Origin of the sequence: Streptomyces sp. NPDC001904 (assembly GCF_040297005.1) — a bacterium.
Lineage (GTDB): Bacteria > Actinomycetota > Actinomycetes > Streptomycetales > Streptomycetaceae > Streptomyces.
The window spans coordinates 24610-42581 of record NZ_JBEOYI010000043.1 but is presented as its reverse complement, the minus strand read 5'-3'; the positions used below and the strand labels follow the sequence as shown (position 1 = coordinate 42581).

The following is a 17972-nucleotide window of genomic DNA, read 5'->3' as shown; positions in this document are numbered from 1 at the left end:
GTCGGTTGTCGGCCGCCCGCGGGCCGGTGGCCGCTTCTCGCGCAGTTCCCCGCGCCCCTGAGGCATGCGCTGACGCGCAGCCTCCCCTGAAGGCCACAGGCCTCTCAGGGGCGCGGGGAACTGCGCGACCGGCCACGACGAGAGCCGTGCCCGGAGAACTACCGCTTGGCGTGTCGGCCCCGCTGGGCCGACGGCTGGGACGCGCCCTCGGCACCCGGTACCGGCGCAGCCTTCTTCGCCTTGCTGCGGGCGCGCAGGAACTCGATGGCGATCGGGACCACCGAGACGAGAACGATCAGGATCAGGATCGCCTCGATGTTCTTGTGCACGAACTCGATGTTGCCGAGCCAGGAGCCCAGCAGGGTCACGCCCGCGCCCCAGAGCACCCCGCCGATCACGTTGAACGTGATGAACGAGCGGTACCGCATCCCCGAGACGCCCGCGATGATCGGCGTGAACGTGCGCACGATCGGCACGAAGCGGGCCAGGACCAGGGACTTCGGGCCGTACTTCTCGAAGAACTCGTGGGCCTTCGTCACGTTCTCCTGCTTGAAGATCTTCGAGTCCGGCCGCTTGAACAGCGAGGGACCGACCTTCTTGCCGAAGATGTAACCGGCCTGGTCACCGAGGATCGCGGCGAGACAGATCAGCGCGATGGCCGCCCAGAGCGGGAAGTCCAGGGTGCCCGCCGTGATCAGCAGACCGCAGGTGAACAGCAGCGAGTCGCCCGGCAGGAAGAAGCCGATCAGCAGGCCGGACTCGGCGAACACGATCAGGAGCAGACCCCAGATGCCGAACGTGTTCAGCAGATGGTCCGGGTCCAGCCAGCTGGGTCCGAGAGCAAGTGTCATCACGGGTCCGGACTCCTGGAGGGATAGAAAGACAACAGCAACGGCTAGGCAAAGTTACCAACGCCGGGTGAGCTTGCCAGGTTCCACCGTCCCCCTCGGGCCCCGCTGTGCCGCAACTGTGCCGATCCTGTCGTTATGACCGGCCTACGACCGGAGGGCGTTCGCGTGGATCGCGTCACGCAGATGCTCGGCGACACCCTCGCCCATGGCGTCGTAGAACGCCTTGAAGCGCTCGTCGGCCACGTACATGTCACCCAGGCAGACGTGCATCTCGTGGGGACAGTCGTAGAACCAGCGCGAGATGTGAAGCCGGTGCTCCTCGGCGAGGTCCATGGCGGGCTCGCCCTCGGCGTCCGCTCCGGAGGCGACCAGGGCGGCGTAGCGCGCGCTCCAGTCGTCGACCTCGGCCTGGAGCCGCTTCCAGTCCTCCTTGGTGTAGGCGGCGGCGCGGCGCTGCGACTCGGCGTACGCCTCGGTGCCGCCCCAGCGCTCCTCGGCCTCCTCGCGGTACCGCTCGGGGTCCTTGTCCCCGAAGACCTCGAACCGCTCCTCGGGGGTGAGCCGGATTCCCATCTTCTGTGCCTCCATGGCGTGTCCGACGGCGTCGGCCATCTTCTTCAGCTTCTCGATGCGCGCGACCAGCAGGTCGTGCCGGCGGCGCAGGTGCTCCCGGGGATCGGTCGCGGGGTCGTCGAGCAGGGTGTGGACCTCGTCGAGCGGGAAGCCGAGTTCCCGGTAGAAGAGGATCCGCTGGAGCCGGTCGAGGTCCTGCTCGCTGTAGCGGCGGTGCCCCGCGCGGTTGCGCTCGCTCGGGACGAGCAGGCCGATCTCGTCGTAGTGGTGCAGGGTGCGCACCGTGACCCCGGCGAATCCGGCCACCCGGCCGACCGACCAGCTCATGCGCCGCCCCCTCTCGTGGGTGCCTTCCGTGCCGTACGGGGACCAGCCTGACCCCTCACGCCACGTGAGGTGCAAGTCGTCGCGGCCCGCGTTCGGCGAGAACCTTCCGGGTGTTATGTAGGGAATGTCCGCTTAGGGTGACGGCGTGAGCACCCCCGCCGAAGCCGCGACGCCCCCGGGTCCGCCGACGCCTCCTCCCCCGGCGCCTCCCGCCGTGTCCGCTCGCACCCTGCTTCCGATGGTGGGGCCCGCGCTCGTCATCGGCGTCCTGTGCAGCCTGCTGTTCCTGGGCCTGAGCTGGATCGCCGAGCGGCTGCAGGACGTGCTGTGGGGCGATCTGCCGGACGCGCTGGGCATCGGCGGCTACTCGTCCCTGTGGATCATCGTCATGCTCACCGTGACGGGCGTACTCGTGGGCCTGGTGATCTGGAAGGTCCCCGGGCACGCGGGCCCCGACCCGGCGACGATGGGCCTCGGCGGCGAGGCGCCGCTCAAGCTGTACGTACTGCCGGGCCTGGCGCTGGCCGCCGCCCTGATGCTGGCCGGCGGGCCGAGCCTCGGCCCCGAGAACCCGATCATCGCGGTGAACGTGGGCCTGATGTTCTGGCTCGGCCGCAAGCTGTTGCCGACGGCGCCGGGCGCCCTCTGGCCGAACCTGGCCTCGGCGGCGACCATCGGCGCCCTGTTCGGCACGCCGGTCGCCGCGGCCCTGCTGGTCTCCGAGGCGCTCGCCGGGCGGTCGATGCCGATCAAGGGCTCGCTCTGGGACAACCTCTTCGGGCCGCTGCTCGCCGCCTCCGCGGGCGCCCTGACCACCACGCTCGTCGCCTCCCCCACCTTCGACCTGGGACTCCCCCACTTCAGCGAACCCGGCTGGGCCGACCTGCTGTCCTCGATCGTGGTCGCGTGCGCGGCGGCCGTGCTCACCATGGCCGCCGTCTACGCCTTCCCGTACGTGCACGGCGCCTTCGGGCGGCTCGGCCACCCGATGCTGATGCTGCCCGTCGGCGGCCTGCTCCTCGGGCTGCTCGGCGCGCTCGGCGGCCATCTGACGCTCTTCAAGGGGCTCGAGGAGGTCAAGGAGATCGCCGCGGACCCCGACGGCCGCTCGGCCGGCGCGTTCGCCGTGCTGACCGTGGTGAAGCTGGCGGCGCTGCTGATCGCGGCGTCCTGCGGGTTCCGCGGCGGGCGGATCTTCCCGGCCGTCTTCGTCGGCGCCGCGTTCGGCCTGTTCGCGCACGCGCTCGTCCCCGGGGTGAACGTGTCGGTCGGCATCGCGGCGGGCGTCCTGGGCGTGCTGCTCGCCGTCACCCGGTCCGGCTGGGTGAGCCTCTTCACGGCGGCGGTCCTCGTCGCCTCGCCCGCGATCATCGCCCTGATGTGCATCGCGTCTTTGCCCGCATGGCTCCTGGTGACGGGACGGCCGCAGATGCAACTGTCGGAGGAAGGCGCCTCGTTGCGCTGAGCCTCACCCCAACTCCCGGAGCGGACAGAAGGAGTCACGGACATGTCGCCGCTGCATCAGAGTCCTTCGGAGAAGCCCGGCGAGCGCACGCTCGCCGTCAACCCCTTCTACGGCGAGGCCGATCCGACCGCCGGTATGACGGACGCGCCGCCCAAGCACCGGCTGCCCGCCGGTCCCCTCCCGCCCTCGACCGCGTACCAGCTCGTCCACGACGAGCTGATGCTGGACGGCAACTCCCGGCTCAACCTGGCCACCTTCGTCACCACGTGGATGGAGCCGCAGGCCGGTGTCCTCATGGCCGAGTGCCGGGACAAGAACATGATCGACAAGGACGAGTACCCGCGCACGGCCGAGCTGGAGCGGCGCTGCGTCGCGATGCTGGCCGACCTGTGGAACGCGCCCGACCCCTCGGCCGCCGTGGGCTGCTCCACCACCGGCTCCAGCGAGGCCTGCATGCTCGCCGGAATGGCCCTCAAGCGGCGCTGGATGCGGAAGAACGCCGACCGCTATCCGTCGCCCGAGGCGCGCCCCAATCTCGTCATGGGCGTGAACGTGCAGGTCTGCTGGGAGAAGTTCTGCAACTTCTGGGAGGTGGAGGCGCGGCAGGTGCCGATGGAGGGCGACCGGTTCCACCTCGACCCGGCGGCCGCGGCCGAGCTGTGCGACGAGAACACCATCGGGGTCGTCGGCATCCTCGGCTCGACCTTCGACGGATCGTACGAGCCGATCGCCGACCTGTGCGCGGCGCTCGACGACCTCCAGGAACGCACGGGGCTCGACATCCCGGTGCACGTGGACGGGGCGTCGGGCGCGATGGTCGCGCCGTTCCTCGACCCGGACCTGGTCTGGGACTTCCGGCTGCCGCGGGTCGCGTCCGTCAACACCTCGGGGCACAAGTACGGCCTGGTGTACCCGGGCGTCGGCTGGGTGCTGTGGCGCACGGCGGACGCGCTGCCGGACGAGCTCGTCTTCCACGTGAACTACCTGGGCGGTGACATGCCGACGTTCGCCCTGAACTTCTCGCGGCCGGGCGCCCAGGTCGTCGCCCAGTACTACACGTTCCTGCGGCTCGGCCGGGAGGGCTACCGCGCGGTCCAGCAGGCGACCCGCGACGTGGCCCGCGGTCTGGCCGAACGGATCGAGACCCTGGGCGACTTCCAGCTGCTCACGCGGGGCGACGAACTGCCCGTGTTCGCGTTCACGACGGCCCCCGACGTGAAGGCGTACGACGTGTTCGACGTGTCCCGGCGGCTGCGCGAGCGGGGCTGGCTGGTTCCCGCGTACACCTTCCCGGCGCACCGGCAGGATCTGGCGGTGCTGCGCGTGGTGTGCCGCAACGGCTTCTCGTCCGACCTCGGGGATCTGCTGCTGGAGGACCTGAACCGGCTGCTGCCCGAACTGCGGCGCCAGCCCCACCCGTTCACCCGGGACCGGGACGCGGCCACCGGCTTCCACCACTGAGGGGGGCCGCTACAGCCGGTCGCCGGGGTGCCGCTCGCCCGTCGCGTACGGGTTCGTCTCGCCCTCGGCGAGCACCCCGACGAACGGCTCGCCGGCCTCGCCCGCGAAGACGTACGCGCCGCCCTCGATCCGCCCGATGAGCCCCTGGGTCCACTCCGTGCCGAAGTCCGCGGAGTGCACCCAGTAGTTCATGATCTCGCCGATGTGCCCGAGCTGTCCCGGCCCCTCCTCGGGCGTGTAGTACCCGGTGACGGTGGAGCGCCAGGCGCCGATGGAGCGCAGCCGCTCCTTCAGCAGCGACACGGCCTCGGCGCGCGGCAGGTCCACCATGCCGCCGAGCGCGGCCACGAGGACGTCGGGCTTCTGGCCGTACGAGACCAGGGCCTCGCGCAGCAGCCGCAGGTACTCCTCGTCGCCGCGCTCCGTGATCTCGTACTCGGTGCGCGGCGGGCCGCCGGCCGTGGACGGTGCGATCTCGTGCGCGAGGAGCAGTCCCTGCTTCGCCATCTGCTTCAGCGCGTGGTAGACGGAGCCGGGCTTGGCGTTCGACCACTCGTGGGCGCCCCAGTACTCCAGGTCGCCGCGGACCTGGTAGCCGTGCGCACGGCCGTGCTGGCGTACGGCGTTGAGCACCAGGAGGCGGATGGCTGACATGCGCCCCAGCCTAGGCCGTGCGCGGACCCGGCCCGGGACCTCACTGGAAGGACAGGGCCACCAGCTCGAAGGCGGTCTTGCCGTCCAGGTTCTCGCGGATGATGTCGGCGTGGCCCGCGTGCCGGGCGGTCTCCCGGATCAGGTGCAGGGCGAGCCAGCGCAGCGAGACCTCCTGGCCGTCGGGGAACCACGGCTCGTCCGGCAGCGGGAAGGTGTCGTCGAGGCTGGGGGCCGCGCGGAAGAACTTCTCCGTGTCGGCGGCCACCTCGTCCCAGTGGGCGAGCACGGACGCCACCGACTCGCCCTCCAGGAGCCGGAACCCGTCGACGTACTCCTCGCGGCTGCGCTCGGCGGCGGTGCGCCGGGCGAGGTCGATCCAGCCCTTCTCGACGTGGGCCACGTGCTTGGCGAGGCCGACCAGGGACAGCTGGCTGGCGGTCGGCGTCGACGACGCCTGTGCGTCGGTGAGGCCCAGCAGGGAGCGCCGGATGCCGCCGCGCTGCTCCTCGATGAAGGCCAGGAGCGCCCCCAGCTCGTCGCCGCGGGCTTCGGGGTTCACGTGCATGACCATCGGGCTGCCTTTCGTCGTGCGGTGTTCTTGCTCGGTACGGACGAAGGTAGACAGGCTTGCGGTCAGGTTCTGTCCGCAAGGGGCGGCGCGGTCACACGTGTTTCGCGGCGGGAACACGCGGTGCGGGCGGAGACGTTCGCATGGCGGGCGGGTGTCGCGGGCAGACGGCTGACAGAAGGCAGAGCTGTAACCAGGGGAACACCCCGCGTGCACGTGCATCTGCCCATGCAGCTGCATGTGAACGCAGCTATGATCCTGGGCAGGTCAAAGCGGCTCACCGCTGCCCTGACACCAGTCGGCAGCCGTCACGGGACCGGACGGACCAGTTCACACATGCGGCACTGACAGCACCATCGGGAGCGAACCGTGGACCACGTGTACAACGGCATGGCGGCCACGGAGTTGCACGGTGTGGTCTGGCAGAAGAGCCGGCACAGCAACTCCCAGGGTTCCTGCGTGGAGTTCGCGAAACTGCCCGGCGGCCGGGTGGCCGTGCGCAACTCCAACTTCCCCGAGGGGCCCGCGCTCGTCTACACGCCGGCCGAGATCGAGGCGATGCTGCTCGGCGTGAAGGACGGGGAGTTCGACCACCTGGTGGCCGGCGCGTGAGTCCCGGCGCCGAACAGGGCGCCGTACGGCGGGCGTTGGGCTGACGCGCGTAGACACCCGGCCCGCCGGACCCCACCCGTCCGCACATCGGGACGGGGCGTCCTCAGAGCCTGAACAGCGCCCAGACGACCTTGCCGCTCAGCCTTCCGGCCAGCGGGTGCCAGCCCCAGCCGTCGCTGAAGGAGCCGACGAGGAAGAGCCCGCGGCCCGACTCCGCGGAGAAGTCGTCCACGACGTCCTCGCGGTCCCCGGCCTCCGGACTGTCGTCGCTCGGATCGCGCACCGCGCACACCACCCGCGAGGTCCAGCGCATCAAGTGCAGCCGTACCGGAGGGTCCTGGCCGTGCGGGGCGTCCGCCGGCAGCGCGTGCCGCAGGGCGTTGGTGACCAGTTCGGAGACGACCAGGCAGATGTCGTCGAAGCGCTCGGCCACGTCCCAGTCGGCCAGCGTGCGGCGGGTGAACTCCCGTGCGCTGCGCACCGCTTCGAAGCGGGCCGGCAGCGCACAGGACGCGGCACTGGAGACGGCCGAGGGATCGATGGGGGGAAGACCCTGCCGTAACACGTCGGCAGACTCGAGCATGGTCGATCCGTTCGTCCCCATGCGAGGCACTCCCCAGTTTCGCAGTACGTAGCGAGCGGTGGTGACGGCCATCGTTCCGAATGCGTACAGCGGATGCAAGGGCAGATGCACGTGCACGCGCCAGACTTGGACGTTCACGTACCGCTTCTTGCTCATTTCTCCCTACGACTTCTTGCGCAGCCCTTTCGTGATCTTTCCGTTTCTGTAACCAAGCGAGTACGCGCCGGAGCGTTTAAGTGGCAGACTTCGCCCCCTGAACCAATGGGGAGGAAGAGACGTGACCGCTGGGGAGTCGAGCGGCTCGGTGGTGCGGCGCATTCTGCTGGGCTCGCAACTGAGGCGCCTGAGGGAATCGCGCGGCATCACGAGGGAGGCCGCCGGCTACTCGATCCGCGCCTCCGAATCGAAGATCAGCCGCTTGGAGTTGGGACGGGTGAGCTTCAAAGCGAGGGACGTCGAGGATCTGCTGACGCTCTACGGCGTGACCGACGGGAGCGAGCGCGAGGCCCTGCTCTCGCTCGTCAAGGAGGCCAACGTCGCGGGCTGGTGGCACAGTTACTCGGACGTGCTGCCCGGCTGGTTCCAGACCTATGTCGGCCTGGAGGGCGCCGCGTCGCTGATCCGCGGGTACGAGGCGCAGTTCGTGCACGGCCTGCTGCAGACCGAGGCGTACGCGCACGCGGTGATGGCCCAGGGCATGCGCGGGGCGTCCGCCGAGGACATCGACCGCCGGGTCTCACTGCGCCTCGCGCGCCAGAAGATCCTGGTCGCCGAGCGCGCGCCGCACGTCAGCCTGGTGCTCGACGAGGCCGCGCTGCGCCGGGTGCACGGCGGGCCCGAGGTGATGCGCGGCCAGCTGGAGCATCTGATCGAGGCGGCCGAACTGCCGCATCTCACGCTCCAGATCATGCCGTTCAGCCACGGCTGGCACGCGGGCGAGTCCGGCACCTTCACCCTCCTCACCTTCCCCGAGTCCGACCTCTCGGACGTCGTCTTCCTCGAACAGCTCACCAGCGCGCTCTATCTGGACAAGCGCGAGGACGTCGCCCAGTACGAGACGGCGATGGTGGACCTTCAGGCGCAGTGCCCGTCGCCGGAGGAGAGCACACGGCTGCTGCGGCGCATTCTGTCCGAGTTGCCGGGCTGATCCGACATGAATTCGCCTGAGTCCAACAGCAGTTGATCGGCTCTCGGCGGCAACCGGACACCCTCGGTCGTACGATGACGGGATCTCAGGTGTCCGGCGCTGCAGCAAGGGAACTCACCATGGCCCTCCCGTCCTACTTCACCGAACTGGACCGGCAGTACATCGACGGCCAATGGCGCACCGGGCGCGGGGCCTGGGACATCATCGACCTCAACCCGTACACGGGTGACAAGCTCGCCGCGATCACCGTCGCCTCGGTGGAGGAGGTCGACGAGGCGTACCGGGCCGCCGAGCGGGCGCAGAAGGAGTGGGCGAGGACCACCGCGCACGCCCGCCGGGCGGTCTTCGAGCGGGCGCTGCACCTGGTCGAGGAGCGCGAGCCGGAGATAGCCGAGGCGATCATCGACGAGCTCGGCGGCACCCGTGTGAAGGCCGGGTTCGAGCTGCATCTCGCCAAGGAGTTCCTGCGCGAGTCGATCCGCCTGACGGGTCTGCCGCAGGGCGAGGTGATCCCGTCACCGGTGGACGGCAAGGAGAACCGGCTCTACCGCGTGCCGGTCGGGGTCGTCGGCGTCATCTCGCCGTTCAACTTCCCCTTCCTGCTCTCCCTCAAGTCGGTGGCCCCCGCCCTGGCCCTGGGCAACGGCGTGGTGCTCAAGCCGCACCAGGACACCCCCGTCTGCGGCGGCTCCCTGATCGCGAAGATCTTCGAGGACGCGGGGCTGCCGGCCGGGCTGCTCAACGTGGTCATCACCGACATCGCCGAGATAGGCGACACGTTCCTGACCCACCCGGTGCCGAAGGTGATCTCCTTCACCGGCTCCGACAAGATCGGGCAGCACGTGGCGACGGTGTGCGCCGCGCAGTTCAAGTACGTGGTCCTGGAGCTGGGCGGGAACAGCGCGCTGACCGTCCTCGACGACGCCGACATCGACTACGCGGTCGACGCGGCCGTGTTCAGCCGCTTCGTCCACCAGGGCCAGGTCTGCATGGCCGCGAACCGGATCCTCGTGGACCGCAAGGTCGAGGAGGAGTTCACCCGGAAGTTCGTCGCCAAGGTGAAGACCCTGAGGACGGGCGACCCGCGCGACCCGGAGACCGTGATCGGCCCGGTCATCAGCTCCAACCAGGCGGACGCGCTCTCGGGCGTCGTGGAGCAGGCGCTCGCCGAGGGGGCGACGGCGCTGGTCCGCGGCGGGGTCGAGGGCAATGTCGTGGACCCGGTGGTGCTGACCGGGCTGCCCGCCGACTCCCCCGTGCTGCGGCAGGAGATCTTCGGCCCGGTGGCGCTGCTGATCCCGTTCGACGGGGACGCGGAGGCGGTGCGGATCGCCAACGACACCCCGTACGGGCTGAGCGGTGCCGTGCACACGGCCGATGTCGAGCGGGGTGTGGCGTTCGCCCAGCAGATCGACACGGGCATGATCCACGTCAACGACGGGACCGTGCACGACGAGCCGCTCGTGGCGTTCGGCGGCGAGAAGCGCTCGGGCATCGGGCGGCTCAACGGCAGCGCGACGGTCGAGGCCTTCACCACCCAGAAGTGGATCTCGGTGCAGCACGGCAGGTCCCGCTTCCCCTTCTAGTCGAAGGGGACGCGCGGGACCTGCCGCTCGCCGCTCACCTGCCGGACTTCGCGGCGCCGGACGTCCTCGCGTACCGGCGCTCGAAGCGCTCGACGCGGCCGGCGGTGTCCAGCACGCGCTGGTTACCGGTGTAGAAGGGGTGGCTGACGTCGGAGATCTCGACGTCGACGACGGGATACGTGTGCCCGTCCGCCCACTCGACCGTCTTCTCGCTCGTCATGGTCGAGCGGGTCAGGAAGGCGTGGTTCGCGGCGCGGTCGCGGAAGACGACCGGGCCGTAGGCGGGGTGGATCGCGGTGTTCATGCGGTCAGCGCTCCTCTCGGAAGTCGACGTGCCGGCCCGCGACGGGGTCGTACTTGCGCAGGGTCATGCGGTCGGGGTCGTTGCGCCGGTTCTTGCGGGTGACGTAGGTGAAGCCCGTGCCCTCGGTGGACCTGAGCTTGATCACTGGACGGAGTTCGTTGCGTGCCATGCGGGTATTTTAACGAAAACGACTCCCATTTTCAATAGGTGCTTTCGCGGCTCCTTGACCCCTGGTAACTTGCTGGCTCGACTCGGCGGTGACAGCAGTGACACTGGGGGACTTTGTGCGCAGCAGGAACGTACGGATCGTCGTAGGGGCCGCGGCTGCCGTGGCGGCGCTGGCCGTGAGCGGCTGCAGCGGCGACGACGGCGGCTCGGACAAGGGGGCCGGGGCGTCCTCGTCGGCGGCGCCGGACGCGAGCGCGTCCGACAGCGCGTCCGGGTCCGGCTCCGACTCCGGGTCCGGCTCGGCCAAGGACGCCGTCGGCATCTGGAGCGCCACCACGGACGGCAAGCCGGTGGTGCTGGTGATCGGCGGCCGCCAGGCGTCCCTGAGCACGGGCGACGGGCATCTGTGCACCGGCACGGTGACCGGGAGCGGCACGCGGACGCTGAGCCTCACGTGCGCGGACGGCAGCACCGACCGCACCGCGGGCACGATCGAGTCCAACGACGGCTCGACGATGAAGGTCTCGTGGAAGGCCGGGACGCAGGACACCTTCAAGAAGTCGGCGAACGGCCAGCTGCCGACGGACCTGCCGACCTCTCTGCCGAGCGGCCTGCCGACGGGCTGACGGTCAGTCGTCCGGTTCGGGCTTCACCGACATCGGCGGCGCCTCGGTGTCCAGCGCCTCGGTGAGCTCGTCCAGGGCTTCGAGGAGCAGTCCGCCGCCCCGGCGCACGACCCGGTCGGGGACGCCGTCGCCGTCCCACTCGTCGAGGGCGGCGCGGACCGGTTTCCAGCGCGGGACGCGGCGCTCCCGCAGGGCGCGGGCGCCGTCGCGGGTCGCCGTGCGCAGCGCCTCGGCCAGGTCGTCGGCGGCGGGCACCGGGGTGGCGTCGCTCTCCGGCAGATGGGCCTCCATCAGCATCGCGACGCGGCCCAGGTGGTGCAGGGCGTGCGCCGCGTCGTCGGCGGCCGCGCGGGACAGGCCGCGGTGGCGTACGGGTTCGGTCCGGGCCCGGTCCGCCGCCTGGTCCCAGGCGATGTGGGCGTCCCGGGCCGCCAGCAGGGCGGCGCGGACGTCGGGGCAGGACTTGCCCGCCGGGTGCGCGTAGTGGCCGACGACGGTCGCCGCGTACTCGCCGACCGCGACCAGCCGCTCGGCGAGCCGGTTGCGCAGCCGCGGGGTCTCCCAGGCCGGGTACAGGGCGTAGGAGAGCATCGCGAGGATCCCGCCGGCGAGGGTGAGCACGACGCGTTCGGGCACCGTCTGGTCCCAGGTCTGGCCGCCCATGCCGAGCAGGAAGACGACGTACGCGGCGACGCAGGCCTGCGCCGCGAGCTGTCCCGTGCGCATCAGCAGGTACATCAGGGCCGCGCAGACGACGGCGAGCGCGGCGGAGGTCCAGGTGCCCGGGTGGGCGAGCTGGACGACGGCCGTCGCCACGGTCACGCCGACGAGGGTGCCGCCGAAACGGGCGACCGCGCGCGAGTACGTCTGCGAGAAGTCGGGGCGCATCACCATGACGGCCGCCATCGGGGCCCAGTAGCCGTGGCCGAACGGCAGGGCGTTGCCGATCAGGTAGCCGACGACCGCGACGGCGCTCACGCGGGTGGCGTGCCGCAGGATCGGTGAGCCGGGGCGGGCCTCCCTCCTGATGGCCCGTACGGCGGTGGGGGCCAGCTTCAGGAGAGTGGGGCGGGGCAGGGCCGGCGGCGGATCGGCGACGGGCCCCGGAGCGGCGGCGCCGCGCGCGCCGAGGTGGCCGGGCAGCCGGGCCGGGAGCCGGTGCCAGAGGGGTTCCACCGGGTCGACCTCGCCCGCCGTCTCCAGTACGTCCCGCAGGAGCGAGCCGAGCCGGGTGGCCGCGCGGTGCGGGGGTCCGGCCAGGATGGCGCCGGTGTCCGGGGTGCGCAGGGCGGCCACGGCCGGGGCCGGGATGCGGACCGGGGCGCCGGTGCGGATGGCGCGGGCCGCGGCGTCGAGGATCGATCCGGCGGCGGCGAGGAGTTCGCGGACCCGGTCGCGTTCGACGCCCTCCTCGGGGACGCCGACCGCCGGGTCGGCGAGGGAGGCGAGGACCGGGCGGATCCGTTCGGCCAGGCCGCGGGCGCCGTGCAGCTGGGCGGGGCGGGTGCGGGCCTGGCGCGGGGTGAGCGCGGCGGCGCTGCGCGCGAGCATCAGCGGCTGCGGGTCGAACGGCGCGAGCGGGTCGTGGCGCAGCCGGCGCGCGTAGTCGGCCTCGGCGGCGAGCGCGTCGGCCAGCGCGTCGCGGTGCGCTCCCCAGCGGCGTACGGGGAAGAGGACCACCAGGGTCGCCTGCACGAGGCCGCCGAAGACCATCATCGCGGCGTGCCCGGCGGCCTCGCCGATCGAGGTCGGCAGGGTGATGGTGACCAGCATCATCGCCACGTTGGACGAGGCGATGATGCCGATGGTCGGGCCCGCCGCCCAGCCCAGGCCCGCCAGGAACGTCCACAGCGCGAGCAGCGGCACGAACAGGAACAGATGGGAACCGGTGAGGTAGCCGAGGAACGTGGAGATGCCGAGGCTGGTGCCGGAGGCGATGGCCAGCTCGGGGCGGGGCCGCCAGCTGCGCTGGAAGGTGGCGATCGCCGCCTGGAACGCGCCGAACGCCGAGCCCGCCGCCACCGCGGGACCGAACGCCGCCAGGCTGACGGCGACGACGATCGCCAGCCCCGCGGCGCCGCGCAGGGCGATCAGGGGTTCCAGTCGTTTCCGCTCGACGGTCAGCCCCGAGCGGGTGGTGTCCTTCAGCGCCCGGAACCAGCTCACATCGCCACAATACGGGCAATCAGCGGTGGGGAGCCCCGGGCCCCGGCTCCGTCAGGGGCGCCGGTCGGCGAGCACCAGGGCGAGCAGCCCCGGGAAGCGCTCGTCGAACTCCTCGCGGCGCAGCCGGTTCAGCCGGCGGGCGCCCGCGTCCTTCTGCTCCAGCAGGCCCGCCTCGCGCAGCACGGCGAAGTGGCGGCTCAGGGTGGCCTTGGTGACCGGCACGTCGAAGGTGCCGCAGGTCCGCTCCCAGGGGCCGGCCGCGGCGAGCTCGCGCACGAGGGTGCGGCGGACCGGGTCGGCCAGGGCGAGCAGGGCGGCTTCCAGGGTGACGTCCCGGGGGTGGGCGTGGGCGGGCGCCGCGCGGTGGCTCGTCGCGCCCGTCGCATCCTCGGTGGCGGTCATGGTGTGCGCTCCCGATCTTGCGGAGTGTTCGACGCCGTGCGTACACTCGCGGCAGTTCAGTGTTCGTCCTACGTCGAACAGTCTATCCGCTGAAGGAGTCAGCCATGCCGTCGACCTCGCAGCCCCCCATCGGCGTGGGCATCGTCGGGCTCTCCGCCCGACGCGGCTGGGCCTCCCACGCCCACCTGCCCGCACTGCGGCTGCTCGACGGCTTCGAGGTGCGGGGGCTCTCCGCGAGCAGCCCCGAGTCCGCGCGGCAGGCCGCCGAGAAGCACGGGGTGGAGCGGGCCTTCCGGAGCGCGGCGGAGCTGGCGGCGGCCGACGAGGTCGACCTGGTCGTGGTCACCGTGAAGGTGCCGGACCACCGGGAGATCGTCCGGGCCGCGCTCGACGCCGGGAAGGCGGTGCTCTCCGAGTGGCCGCTGGGCACCGGGCCCGCCGAGGCCGAGGAGCTGGCGTCGCTCGCCGCCGCGCGCGGGCTGCGCACCTTCACCGGGTTGCAGGCGCGCTCGGCGCCGCTGGTGCGGCACCTGCGCGATCTGGTCGCGGACGGCTACGTCGGTGAGGTGCTCTCCACCAGCGTGGTGGCCTCCGCGCGGGGCTGGGGCGCCTCCGTCCACGAGGGCGGCGCCTATCTGCTGGACCGTGCCTCCGGGGCGACCATGCTGACGATCCCCTTCGGGCACACCCTCGACGGGCTGACCGCGGTGCTCGGTGACGTCGAGGAGGTCAGCTCGCTCACCGCCACGCGGCGCCGGACGGTCGAGGACCCGGCCGGCGGGATCCACCGGCCGGACATCGCCGATCAGGTGGTGCTGGGCGGGGTGCTCTCCTCCGGGGCGGTGGCCTCGGTGCACTATCGCGGCGGGGTGTCGCGGGGGACGAACTTCCTCTGGGAGATCAACGGTACGGAGGGCGATCTCGTCGTCACCGGGGACCACGGGCATCTACAGATGGGCGAGTACGCCCTCGCCGGGGCCCGTGGCACGGACACCGCCCTGGCCCCGCTCACCGTCCCCGAGCGCTACTTCGACCCCGCGCTCGATGCTCTGCGCGGCACCGACGCGTACAACGTCGGGGCCGCCTATGCGCAGATCCGGCGCGATCTGGTGGACGGGACCCGGGTGGTCCCGGACTTCGCCCACGCGGCGCGGCACCATCGCCTTCTGCACCGGATCGAGCGCGCGGCGACGGTCTGACCGGTCGCGCGGTTCCCCGTCCGCGGCCCGGTGGGACTCCTCGGGGAGGCTGCGCGCAGCGCATGCCTTCAGGGGCGCGGGGAACTGCGCGAGAAGCGGCCACCGGCCCGCACCCGTAGAACGACCTAGGGGCGCGGGGAACCGCGCAGCTCGGGGTCGCCGGGCCGCAGCCGGGCCCGGTCGGCCGCGGCGCCGCCCTCGTTCCACCCCGCCCCGTCCGAAACCCCCCGCACCCGCGTCACCACAGTCGCCGGAAACATCTCGTCGACCCGCCCCGCGACAGCGACATCCCGCGCCACGAGCACCGGCAACAGCTCCCCGTCGCCCCCGGCCACACCCCCGGCGACGGCAGCCAGCCGATCCCCGATCCGCTGCGCGTAGGCCGCCAGGAACGACTGCCGGAACGTCTTCGTGCGCCGGCGCCCCCCGGCCCGCTGCTCCGCCTCGGCCCGCGTCATCGCCCGGTCGCCCTGCACGAGCAACGACGTGTACAGCAGCTCCACGACCTCCAGATCGGCCTCGAACCCGACCACGGTCGAGAACCCGAACGCGCTGTTCCACACGGCCCGGCACCGATTCGCCCCGGCCACCGCGTCGAGCAGCACCGCCTTCGCGGTCTCGTACGGTGCGTCGACCCCGATCCGGCACGCGCCCGGGGTGTCCTTCGCGTGCGTACGGGAGGCGAGCAGCGCCTCGTCGACCGAGTGCCGCGCCATCAGCTCCTGCGCCTTGGCGGTGAGCGCCTCGGCCTCCGGCGGGTAACCGGTGGCCTCCGCCTTGGCCAGCAGGGCCCGGATCCGGGCGAGCGTGCGCGGCTCACCGGCGACGGGCACGGTGACGGCCGCGCCGGGCACCGGCCCGACCGGTTCGATCGCGGGGAGCCGCAGCAGCAGCCGGTACAGCTCGAGCGCGACGGTCGCGGCGGAGAACCGGTCCCGGCGCCCGTCCGCGTCCGGGTCGGGAAGCTCGGCGAGCTGCGCGGCCCAGCGTGGCGGAAGCACGTCGTAGCGCCGCGTCTCGGCCCGGATCAGCCCGGCGGCGAGGCTCACGTGCTCGGCGCCGAGCCCTTCGTCCCGTACGACCATGCGCAGCACGTCGGCGGGCTGCCAGCCCCGCTCCCAGGCCCGCCGCACGAACTCGCGTCCGCGCAGCGCCAGTTCGGCGTCGGCGGCCGGGTCGGCGGCGAGCAGGGACGCGCCGAGGTCCAGGTCACCGGTGTCGTACAGCGCGGCCGCGAAGGCCCGCTCGACGGTGCTGTCGCTCATTGCCCGTGCCTCCTCACGCTCAGCCGTCCGCCTCCCGACGATGTCACAGGCGAAGGCGCCGTCTCGTCCATGGGGTCGTGCACCGAGCACACGCACCACGACGCACAGGGAGCTGACGATGAACCTCGCACTGTGGATCACCACGGGCCTGCTGGCCGCGGTCGCGCTGACCGGCGGCGTCACCAAGGCGTTCGTACCGAAGGAGAAGATCGCGGCGGCGCACGGCGGCGGCTGGACGGCCGGTGTCGGCGCCGGTTTCGTGAAGGGCCTCGGGGTGCTGGAGCTGCTGGCCGCCGCCGGGCTGGTCCTGCCCGCCGCGCTGGGCGTCGCACCGGTCCTGGTCCCGGTGACCGCCGCCTGCTGGATCGCCCTGATGATCGGCGCGATGATCACCCACGGCCGGCTCGGCGAGTGCCCGCTCGTGGCGCTGAACGTCGTCCATCTCGTCCTGGCGGCCTTCGTCGCCTGGGGCCGGTTCGGTCCCGAGTCCTTCACGGGCTGAGCCGCGGCGGGCATGATCGTGCGCGTGTTCGTGGCGGACGGCGCCGGGACGGCCGGCCGGCTCCTGGTGGCGCGTTTCGTGCTGCGGGGGCACCGGGTCACGGCGGCGACGACGAGCGAGGACATGGTGGACACGCTGGCGGCATGGGGAGCGCGGGGCACGGTGATGGACGGGCTCGACGCCGTGTCCGTCGGCGTGACGGTGAGCGCGGCGCGGCCGGACGCGATCGTGCACCGGATGACCGCGCGGGACGCCCCCGGCACCGACCATCTGCTGGCCGCCGCGCAGGCGGCCGGTGTCCCGCACGTCGTCGTGTGGACACCCGGGACGGCGGCGACGCACCGCCTGTCGGACCCGGAGATCGCGGTGATCGAGGCGGGGGGCGCGGTGGTGGCGCACCACGGCCACCTCGACGCCGCGGTGACAGCCACCGTCCTGGCGGTCGAACGCCGGACGGCCGGGCTGCTGCGGTGCACCCACGAGGAGGGACCACGATGAACGGCACCAGGACCGAGGAGTTCCAGGAGCTGCGCCCGCTGCTGTTCTCGATCGCGTACCGGATCCTGGGCAGCGTGAGCGAGGCCGAGGACGCGGTGCAGGAGACCTGGCTGCGGTACGCGGCGACGGCGACCGAGCCGCGGTCGGCGAAGGCGTTCCTGTCGGCGACGGTGACCCGGCTCTCCATCGACGTCCTGCGCTCGGCGCGGGTACGGCGGGAGGCGTACGTGGGCCCGTGGTTCCCCGAGCCGCTGCTCGCCGACCCGTACGAGGATCCGGCGCGGGCGGCCGAACTGGCCGACTCGGTGTCGACGGCGGCCCTGCTGCTCCTCGAACGCCTCAGCCCGCTGGAACGGGCCGCCTTCGTCCTGCGCGAGGTCTTCGACTTCGGCTACGACGAGGTGGCCTCGGCGGTCGGCCGCTCCGAGTCCGCGTGCCGTCAGCTCGTGGTGCGGGCGCGGCGGCACATGGCGGCGGGCCGCCCCCGTTTCGCGGCGGACCGCGCCGAGCGGGACAGGCTGGCGGCGCGCTTCTTCGACGCGCTGCGCGAGGGTGACGTCCCCGGTCTGCGGGACCTGCTCGCCGCCGATGTGTCGATGTCCGGCGACGGCGGCGGCAAGGCTCCGCAGCTGGCCCGGGCGATCCTCGGCGCCGAGAACGTGGCCCGCCTGCTGGGCACCGTCTTCCCCAAGATGGCCCGCGCGGCCGTGACGTGCGAGCCCCACGAGGTCAACGGCGAGCCCGGCGCGGTCTTCCGCGACCAGGACGGAAAGGTGCTGCACACCATGTCCTTGGAGATCCACGCGGGCCGCGTCCAGTCCATCCGGAGCGTCATCAACCCCGACAAGCTGGGCCACCTGGGCCCGGTGGCGGACGCCTGGGCCGTCCACGCACGCGTCCGCGAGACCACGAGGGGCTGATCGCTGCGCCCGTGAGGCATCTGATGCGATGCCGCACGAAGTGCGCGTCTCAGGGCACGGGGACCTGCGCGACCAGCCACGACGAGAGCGGCGGA

19 protein-coding genes and 1 pseudogene are annotated in these 17972 nt (G+C 72.1%); 10 read left to right on the top strand and 10 right to left on the bottom strand.

The features are described from left to right. Positions 1 to 194 precede the first annotated feature (194 nt). Positions 195 to 854 (bottom strand): annotated as a pseudogene (locus ABT127_RS37265) (DedA family protein); the annotation flags it as partial. A 141-nt stretch (positions 855 to 995) separates the two neighbouring features. Next, a complete protein-coding gene (locus ABT127_RS37260; RefSeq protein WP_351460348.1) occupies positions 996 to 1751 on the bottom strand; it encodes a MerR family transcriptional regulator in 756 nt (251 codons plus the stop codon). Positions 1752 to 1965: 214 nt separating this feature from the next. Between ABT127_RS37260 and ABT127_RS37255 the strand changes: the two genes are divergently transcribed. Both ABT127_RS37255 and gad read left to right on the top strand, forming a co-directional pair. After that, positions 1966 to 3216: an ion channel protein gene (locus ABT127_RS37255; RefSeq protein WP_351460345.1), complete on the top strand. Its 1251-nt coding sequence runs from the start codon at positions 1966 to 1968 to the stop codon at positions 3214 to 3216. 42 nt (positions 3217 to 3258) lie between these two features. Further along, positions 3259 to 4677, top strand: coding sequence for a glutamate decarboxylase (gene gad / locus ABT127_RS37250; RefSeq protein WP_351460342.1), 1419 nt, complete (start codon positions 3259 to 3261; stop codon positions 4675 to 4677). A gap of 9 nt (positions 4678 to 4686) precedes the next feature. Here gad and ABT127_RS37245 read toward each other — a convergent pair whose 3' ends face one another. Together ABT127_RS37245 and ABT127_RS37240 are read right to left on the bottom strand one after the other, a co-directional pair. Then, complete coding sequence (locus tag ABT127_RS37245) at positions 4687 to 5331, bottom strand: PadR family transcriptional regulator (RefSeq protein ID WP_351460339.1); 645 nt, start codon at positions 5329 to 5331, stop codon at positions 4687 to 4689. A gap of 40 nt (positions 5332 to 5371) precedes the next feature. Continuing rightward, a complete protein-coding gene (locus ABT127_RS37240) occupies positions 5372 to 5902 on the bottom strand; it encodes a DinB family protein (protein ID WP_351460337.1) in 531 nt (176 codons plus the stop codon). A gap of 366 nt (positions 5903 to 6268) precedes the next feature. Between ABT127_RS37240 and ABT127_RS37235 the strand changes: the two genes are divergently transcribed. Beyond that, positions 6269 to 6511: a DUF397 domain-containing protein gene (locus tag ABT127_RS37235; protein WP_351460335.1), complete on the top strand. Its 243-nt coding sequence runs from the start codon at positions 6269 to 6271 to the stop codon at positions 6509 to 6511. Between the two features lie 103 nt (positions 6512 to 6614). On the opposite strand, the gene ABT127_RS37230 is transcribed toward ABT127_RS37235, so the two are convergent. Beyond that, complete coding sequence (locus ABT127_RS37230) at positions 6615 to 7115, bottom strand: ATP-binding protein (protein ID WP_351460332.1); 501 nt, start codon at positions 7113 to 7115, stop codon at positions 6615 to 6617. A 256-nt stretch (positions 7116 to 7371) separates the two neighbouring features. On the opposite strand from ABT127_RS37230, the gene ABT127_RS37225 reads away from it, so the two are divergent. Continuing rightward, on the top strand, positions 7372 to 8241 hold the full coding sequence (locus ABT127_RS37225) for a Sco1979 family transcriptional regulator (RefSeq protein ID WP_351460329.1): 870 nt from the start codon (positions 7372 to 7374) through the stop codon (positions 8239 to 8241). Between the two features lie 119 nt (positions 8242 to 8360). Further along, positions 8361 to 9827, top strand: a complete 1467-nt coding sequence (locus ABT127_RS37220; RefSeq protein WP_351460326.1) for an aldehyde dehydrogenase family protein — start codon at positions 8361 to 8363, stop codon at positions 9825 to 9827. A gap of 34 nt (positions 9828 to 9861) precedes the next feature. Here ABT127_RS37220 and ABT127_RS37215 read toward each other — a convergent pair whose 3' ends face one another. Together ABT127_RS37215 and rpmG are read right to left on the bottom strand one after the other, a co-directional pair. Next, positions 9862 to 10131, bottom strand: coding sequence for a type B 50S ribosomal protein L31 (locus tag ABT127_RS37215; protein ID WP_351460323.1), 270 nt, complete (start codon positions 10129 to 10131; stop codon positions 9862 to 9864). A 4-nt stretch (positions 10132 to 10135) separates the two neighbouring features. Continuing rightward, on the bottom strand, positions 10136 to 10300 hold the full coding sequence (gene rpmG, locus ABT127_RS37210) for a 50S ribosomal protein L33 (protein WP_111662765.1): 165 nt from the start codon (positions 10298 to 10300) through the stop codon (positions 10136 to 10138). Positions 10301 to 10415: 115 nt separating this feature from the next. Here rpmG and ABT127_RS37205 point away from each other — a divergent pair, with 115 nt between their 5' ends. Next, a complete protein-coding gene (locus ABT127_RS37205; protein ID WP_351460319.1) occupies positions 10416 to 10925 on the top strand; it encodes a hypothetical protein in 510 nt (169 codons plus the stop codon). 3 nt (positions 10926 to 10928) lie between these two features. On the opposite strand, the gene ABT127_RS37200 is transcribed toward ABT127_RS37205, so the two are convergent. Both ABT127_RS37200 and ABT127_RS37195 read right to left on the bottom strand, forming a co-directional pair. Beyond that, complete coding sequence (locus ABT127_RS37200) at positions 10929 to 13091, bottom strand: FUSC family protein (RefSeq protein WP_351460316.1); 2163 nt, start codon at positions 13089 to 13091, stop codon at positions 10929 to 10931. A gap of 51 nt (positions 13092 to 13142) precedes the next feature. Continuing rightward, a complete protein-coding gene (locus tag ABT127_RS37195; RefSeq protein WP_351460314.1) occupies positions 13143 to 13493 on the bottom strand; it encodes an ArsR/SmtB family transcription factor in 351 nt (116 codons plus the stop codon). Positions 13494 to 13597: 104 nt separating this feature from the next. On the opposite strand from ABT127_RS37195, the gene ABT127_RS37190 reads away from it, so the two are divergent. After that, entirely contained in the window at positions 13598 to 14692 is a 1095-nt protein-coding gene (locus ABT127_RS37190; protein ID WP_351460311.1) for a Gfo/Idh/MocA family protein, read from the top strand. Between the two features lie 125 nt (positions 14693 to 14817). Here the strand turns inward: ABT127_RS37190 and ABT127_RS37185 are convergent, their stop codons facing one another. Beyond that, on the bottom strand, positions 14818 to 15957 hold the full coding sequence (locus ABT127_RS37185; RefSeq protein WP_351460310.1) for a DUF2786 domain-containing protein: 1140 nt from the start codon (positions 15955 to 15957) through the stop codon (positions 14818 to 14820). A 118-nt stretch (positions 15958 to 16075) separates the two neighbouring features. On the opposite strand from ABT127_RS37185, the gene ABT127_RS37180 reads away from it, so the two are divergent. From ABT127_RS37180 to ABT127_RS37170, 3 genes are read left to right on the top strand one after another with little or no spacing between them, the layout of a single operon-like run. Further along, complete coding sequence (locus ABT127_RS37180) at positions 16076 to 16459, top strand: DoxX family protein (RefSeq protein WP_351460307.1); 384 nt, start codon at positions 16076 to 16078, stop codon at positions 16457 to 16459. Between the two features lie 24 nt (positions 16460 to 16483). Next, complete coding sequence (locus tag ABT127_RS37175) at positions 16484 to 16957, top strand: NAD-dependent epimerase/dehydratase family protein (protein ID WP_351460305.1); 474 nt, start codon at positions 16484 to 16486, stop codon at positions 16955 to 16957. Beyond that, entirely contained in the window at positions 16954 to 17877 is a 924-nt protein-coding gene (locus ABT127_RS37170) for an RNA polymerase sigma-70 factor (RefSeq protein WP_351460302.1), read from the top strand. The genes ABT127_RS37175 and ABT127_RS37170 overlap by 4 nt, the downstream gene beginning before the upstream one ends. Positions 17878 to 17972 lie beyond the last annotated feature (95 nt).

What these genes read in the sequence shown, in the direction of transcription:
- ABT127_RS37245 (WP_351460339.1), bottom strand. Translation starts at nt 5,331, where the DNA reads ATGTCAGCCATCCGCCTCCTGGTGCTCAACGCCGTACGCCAGCACGGC.
- ABT127_RS37230 (WP_351460332.1), bottom strand. Translation starts at nt 7,115, where the DNA reads ATGGGGACGAACGGATCGACCATGCTCGAGTCTGCCGACGTGTTACGG.
- ABT127_RS37180 (WP_351460307.1), top strand. Translation starts at nt 16,076, where the DNA reads ATGAACCTCGCACTGTGGATCACCACGGGCCTGCTGGCCGCGGTCGCG.
- ABT127_RS37190 (WP_351460311.1), top strand. Translation starts at nt 13,598, where the DNA reads ATGCCGTCGACCTCGCAGCCCCCCATCGGCGTGGGCATCGTCGGGCTC.
- ABT127_RS37185 (WP_351460310.1), bottom strand. Translation starts at nt 15,957, where the DNA reads ATGAGCGACAGCACCGTCGAGCGGGCCTTCGCGGCCGCGCTGTACGAC.
- ABT127_RS37260 (WP_351460348.1), bottom strand. Translation starts at nt 1,751, where the DNA reads ATGAGCTGGTCGGTCGGCCGGGTGGCCGGATTCGCCGGGGTCACGGTG.
- ABT127_RS37240 (WP_351460337.1), bottom strand. Translation starts at nt 5,902, where the DNA reads ATGGTCATGCACGTGAACCCCGAAGCCCGCGGCGACGAGCTGGGGGCG.
- ABT127_RS37215 (WP_351460323.1), bottom strand. Translation starts at nt 10,131, where the DNA reads ATGAACACCGCGATCCACCCCGCCTACGGCCCGGTCGTCTTCCGCGAC.
- ABT127_RS37170 (WP_351460302.1), top strand. Translation starts at nt 16,954, where the DNA reads ATGAACGGCACCAGGACCGAGGAGTTCCAGGAGCTGCGCCCGCTGCTG.
- ABT127_RS37220 (WP_351460326.1), top strand. Translation starts at nt 8,361, where the DNA reads ATGGCCCTCCCGTCCTACTTCACCGAACTGGACCGGCAGTACATCGAC.
- ABT127_RS37195 (WP_351460314.1), bottom strand. Translation starts at nt 13,493, where the DNA reads ATGACCGCCACCGAGGATGCGACGGGCGCGACGAGCCACCGCGCGGCG.
- rpmG (WP_111662765.1), bottom strand. Translation starts at nt 10,300, where the DNA reads ATGGCACGCAACGAACTCCGTCCAGTGATCAAGCTCAGGTCCACCGAG.
- gad (WP_351460342.1), top strand. Translation starts at nt 3,259, where the DNA reads ATGTCGCCGCTGCATCAGAGTCCTTCGGAGAAGCCCGGCGAGCGCACG.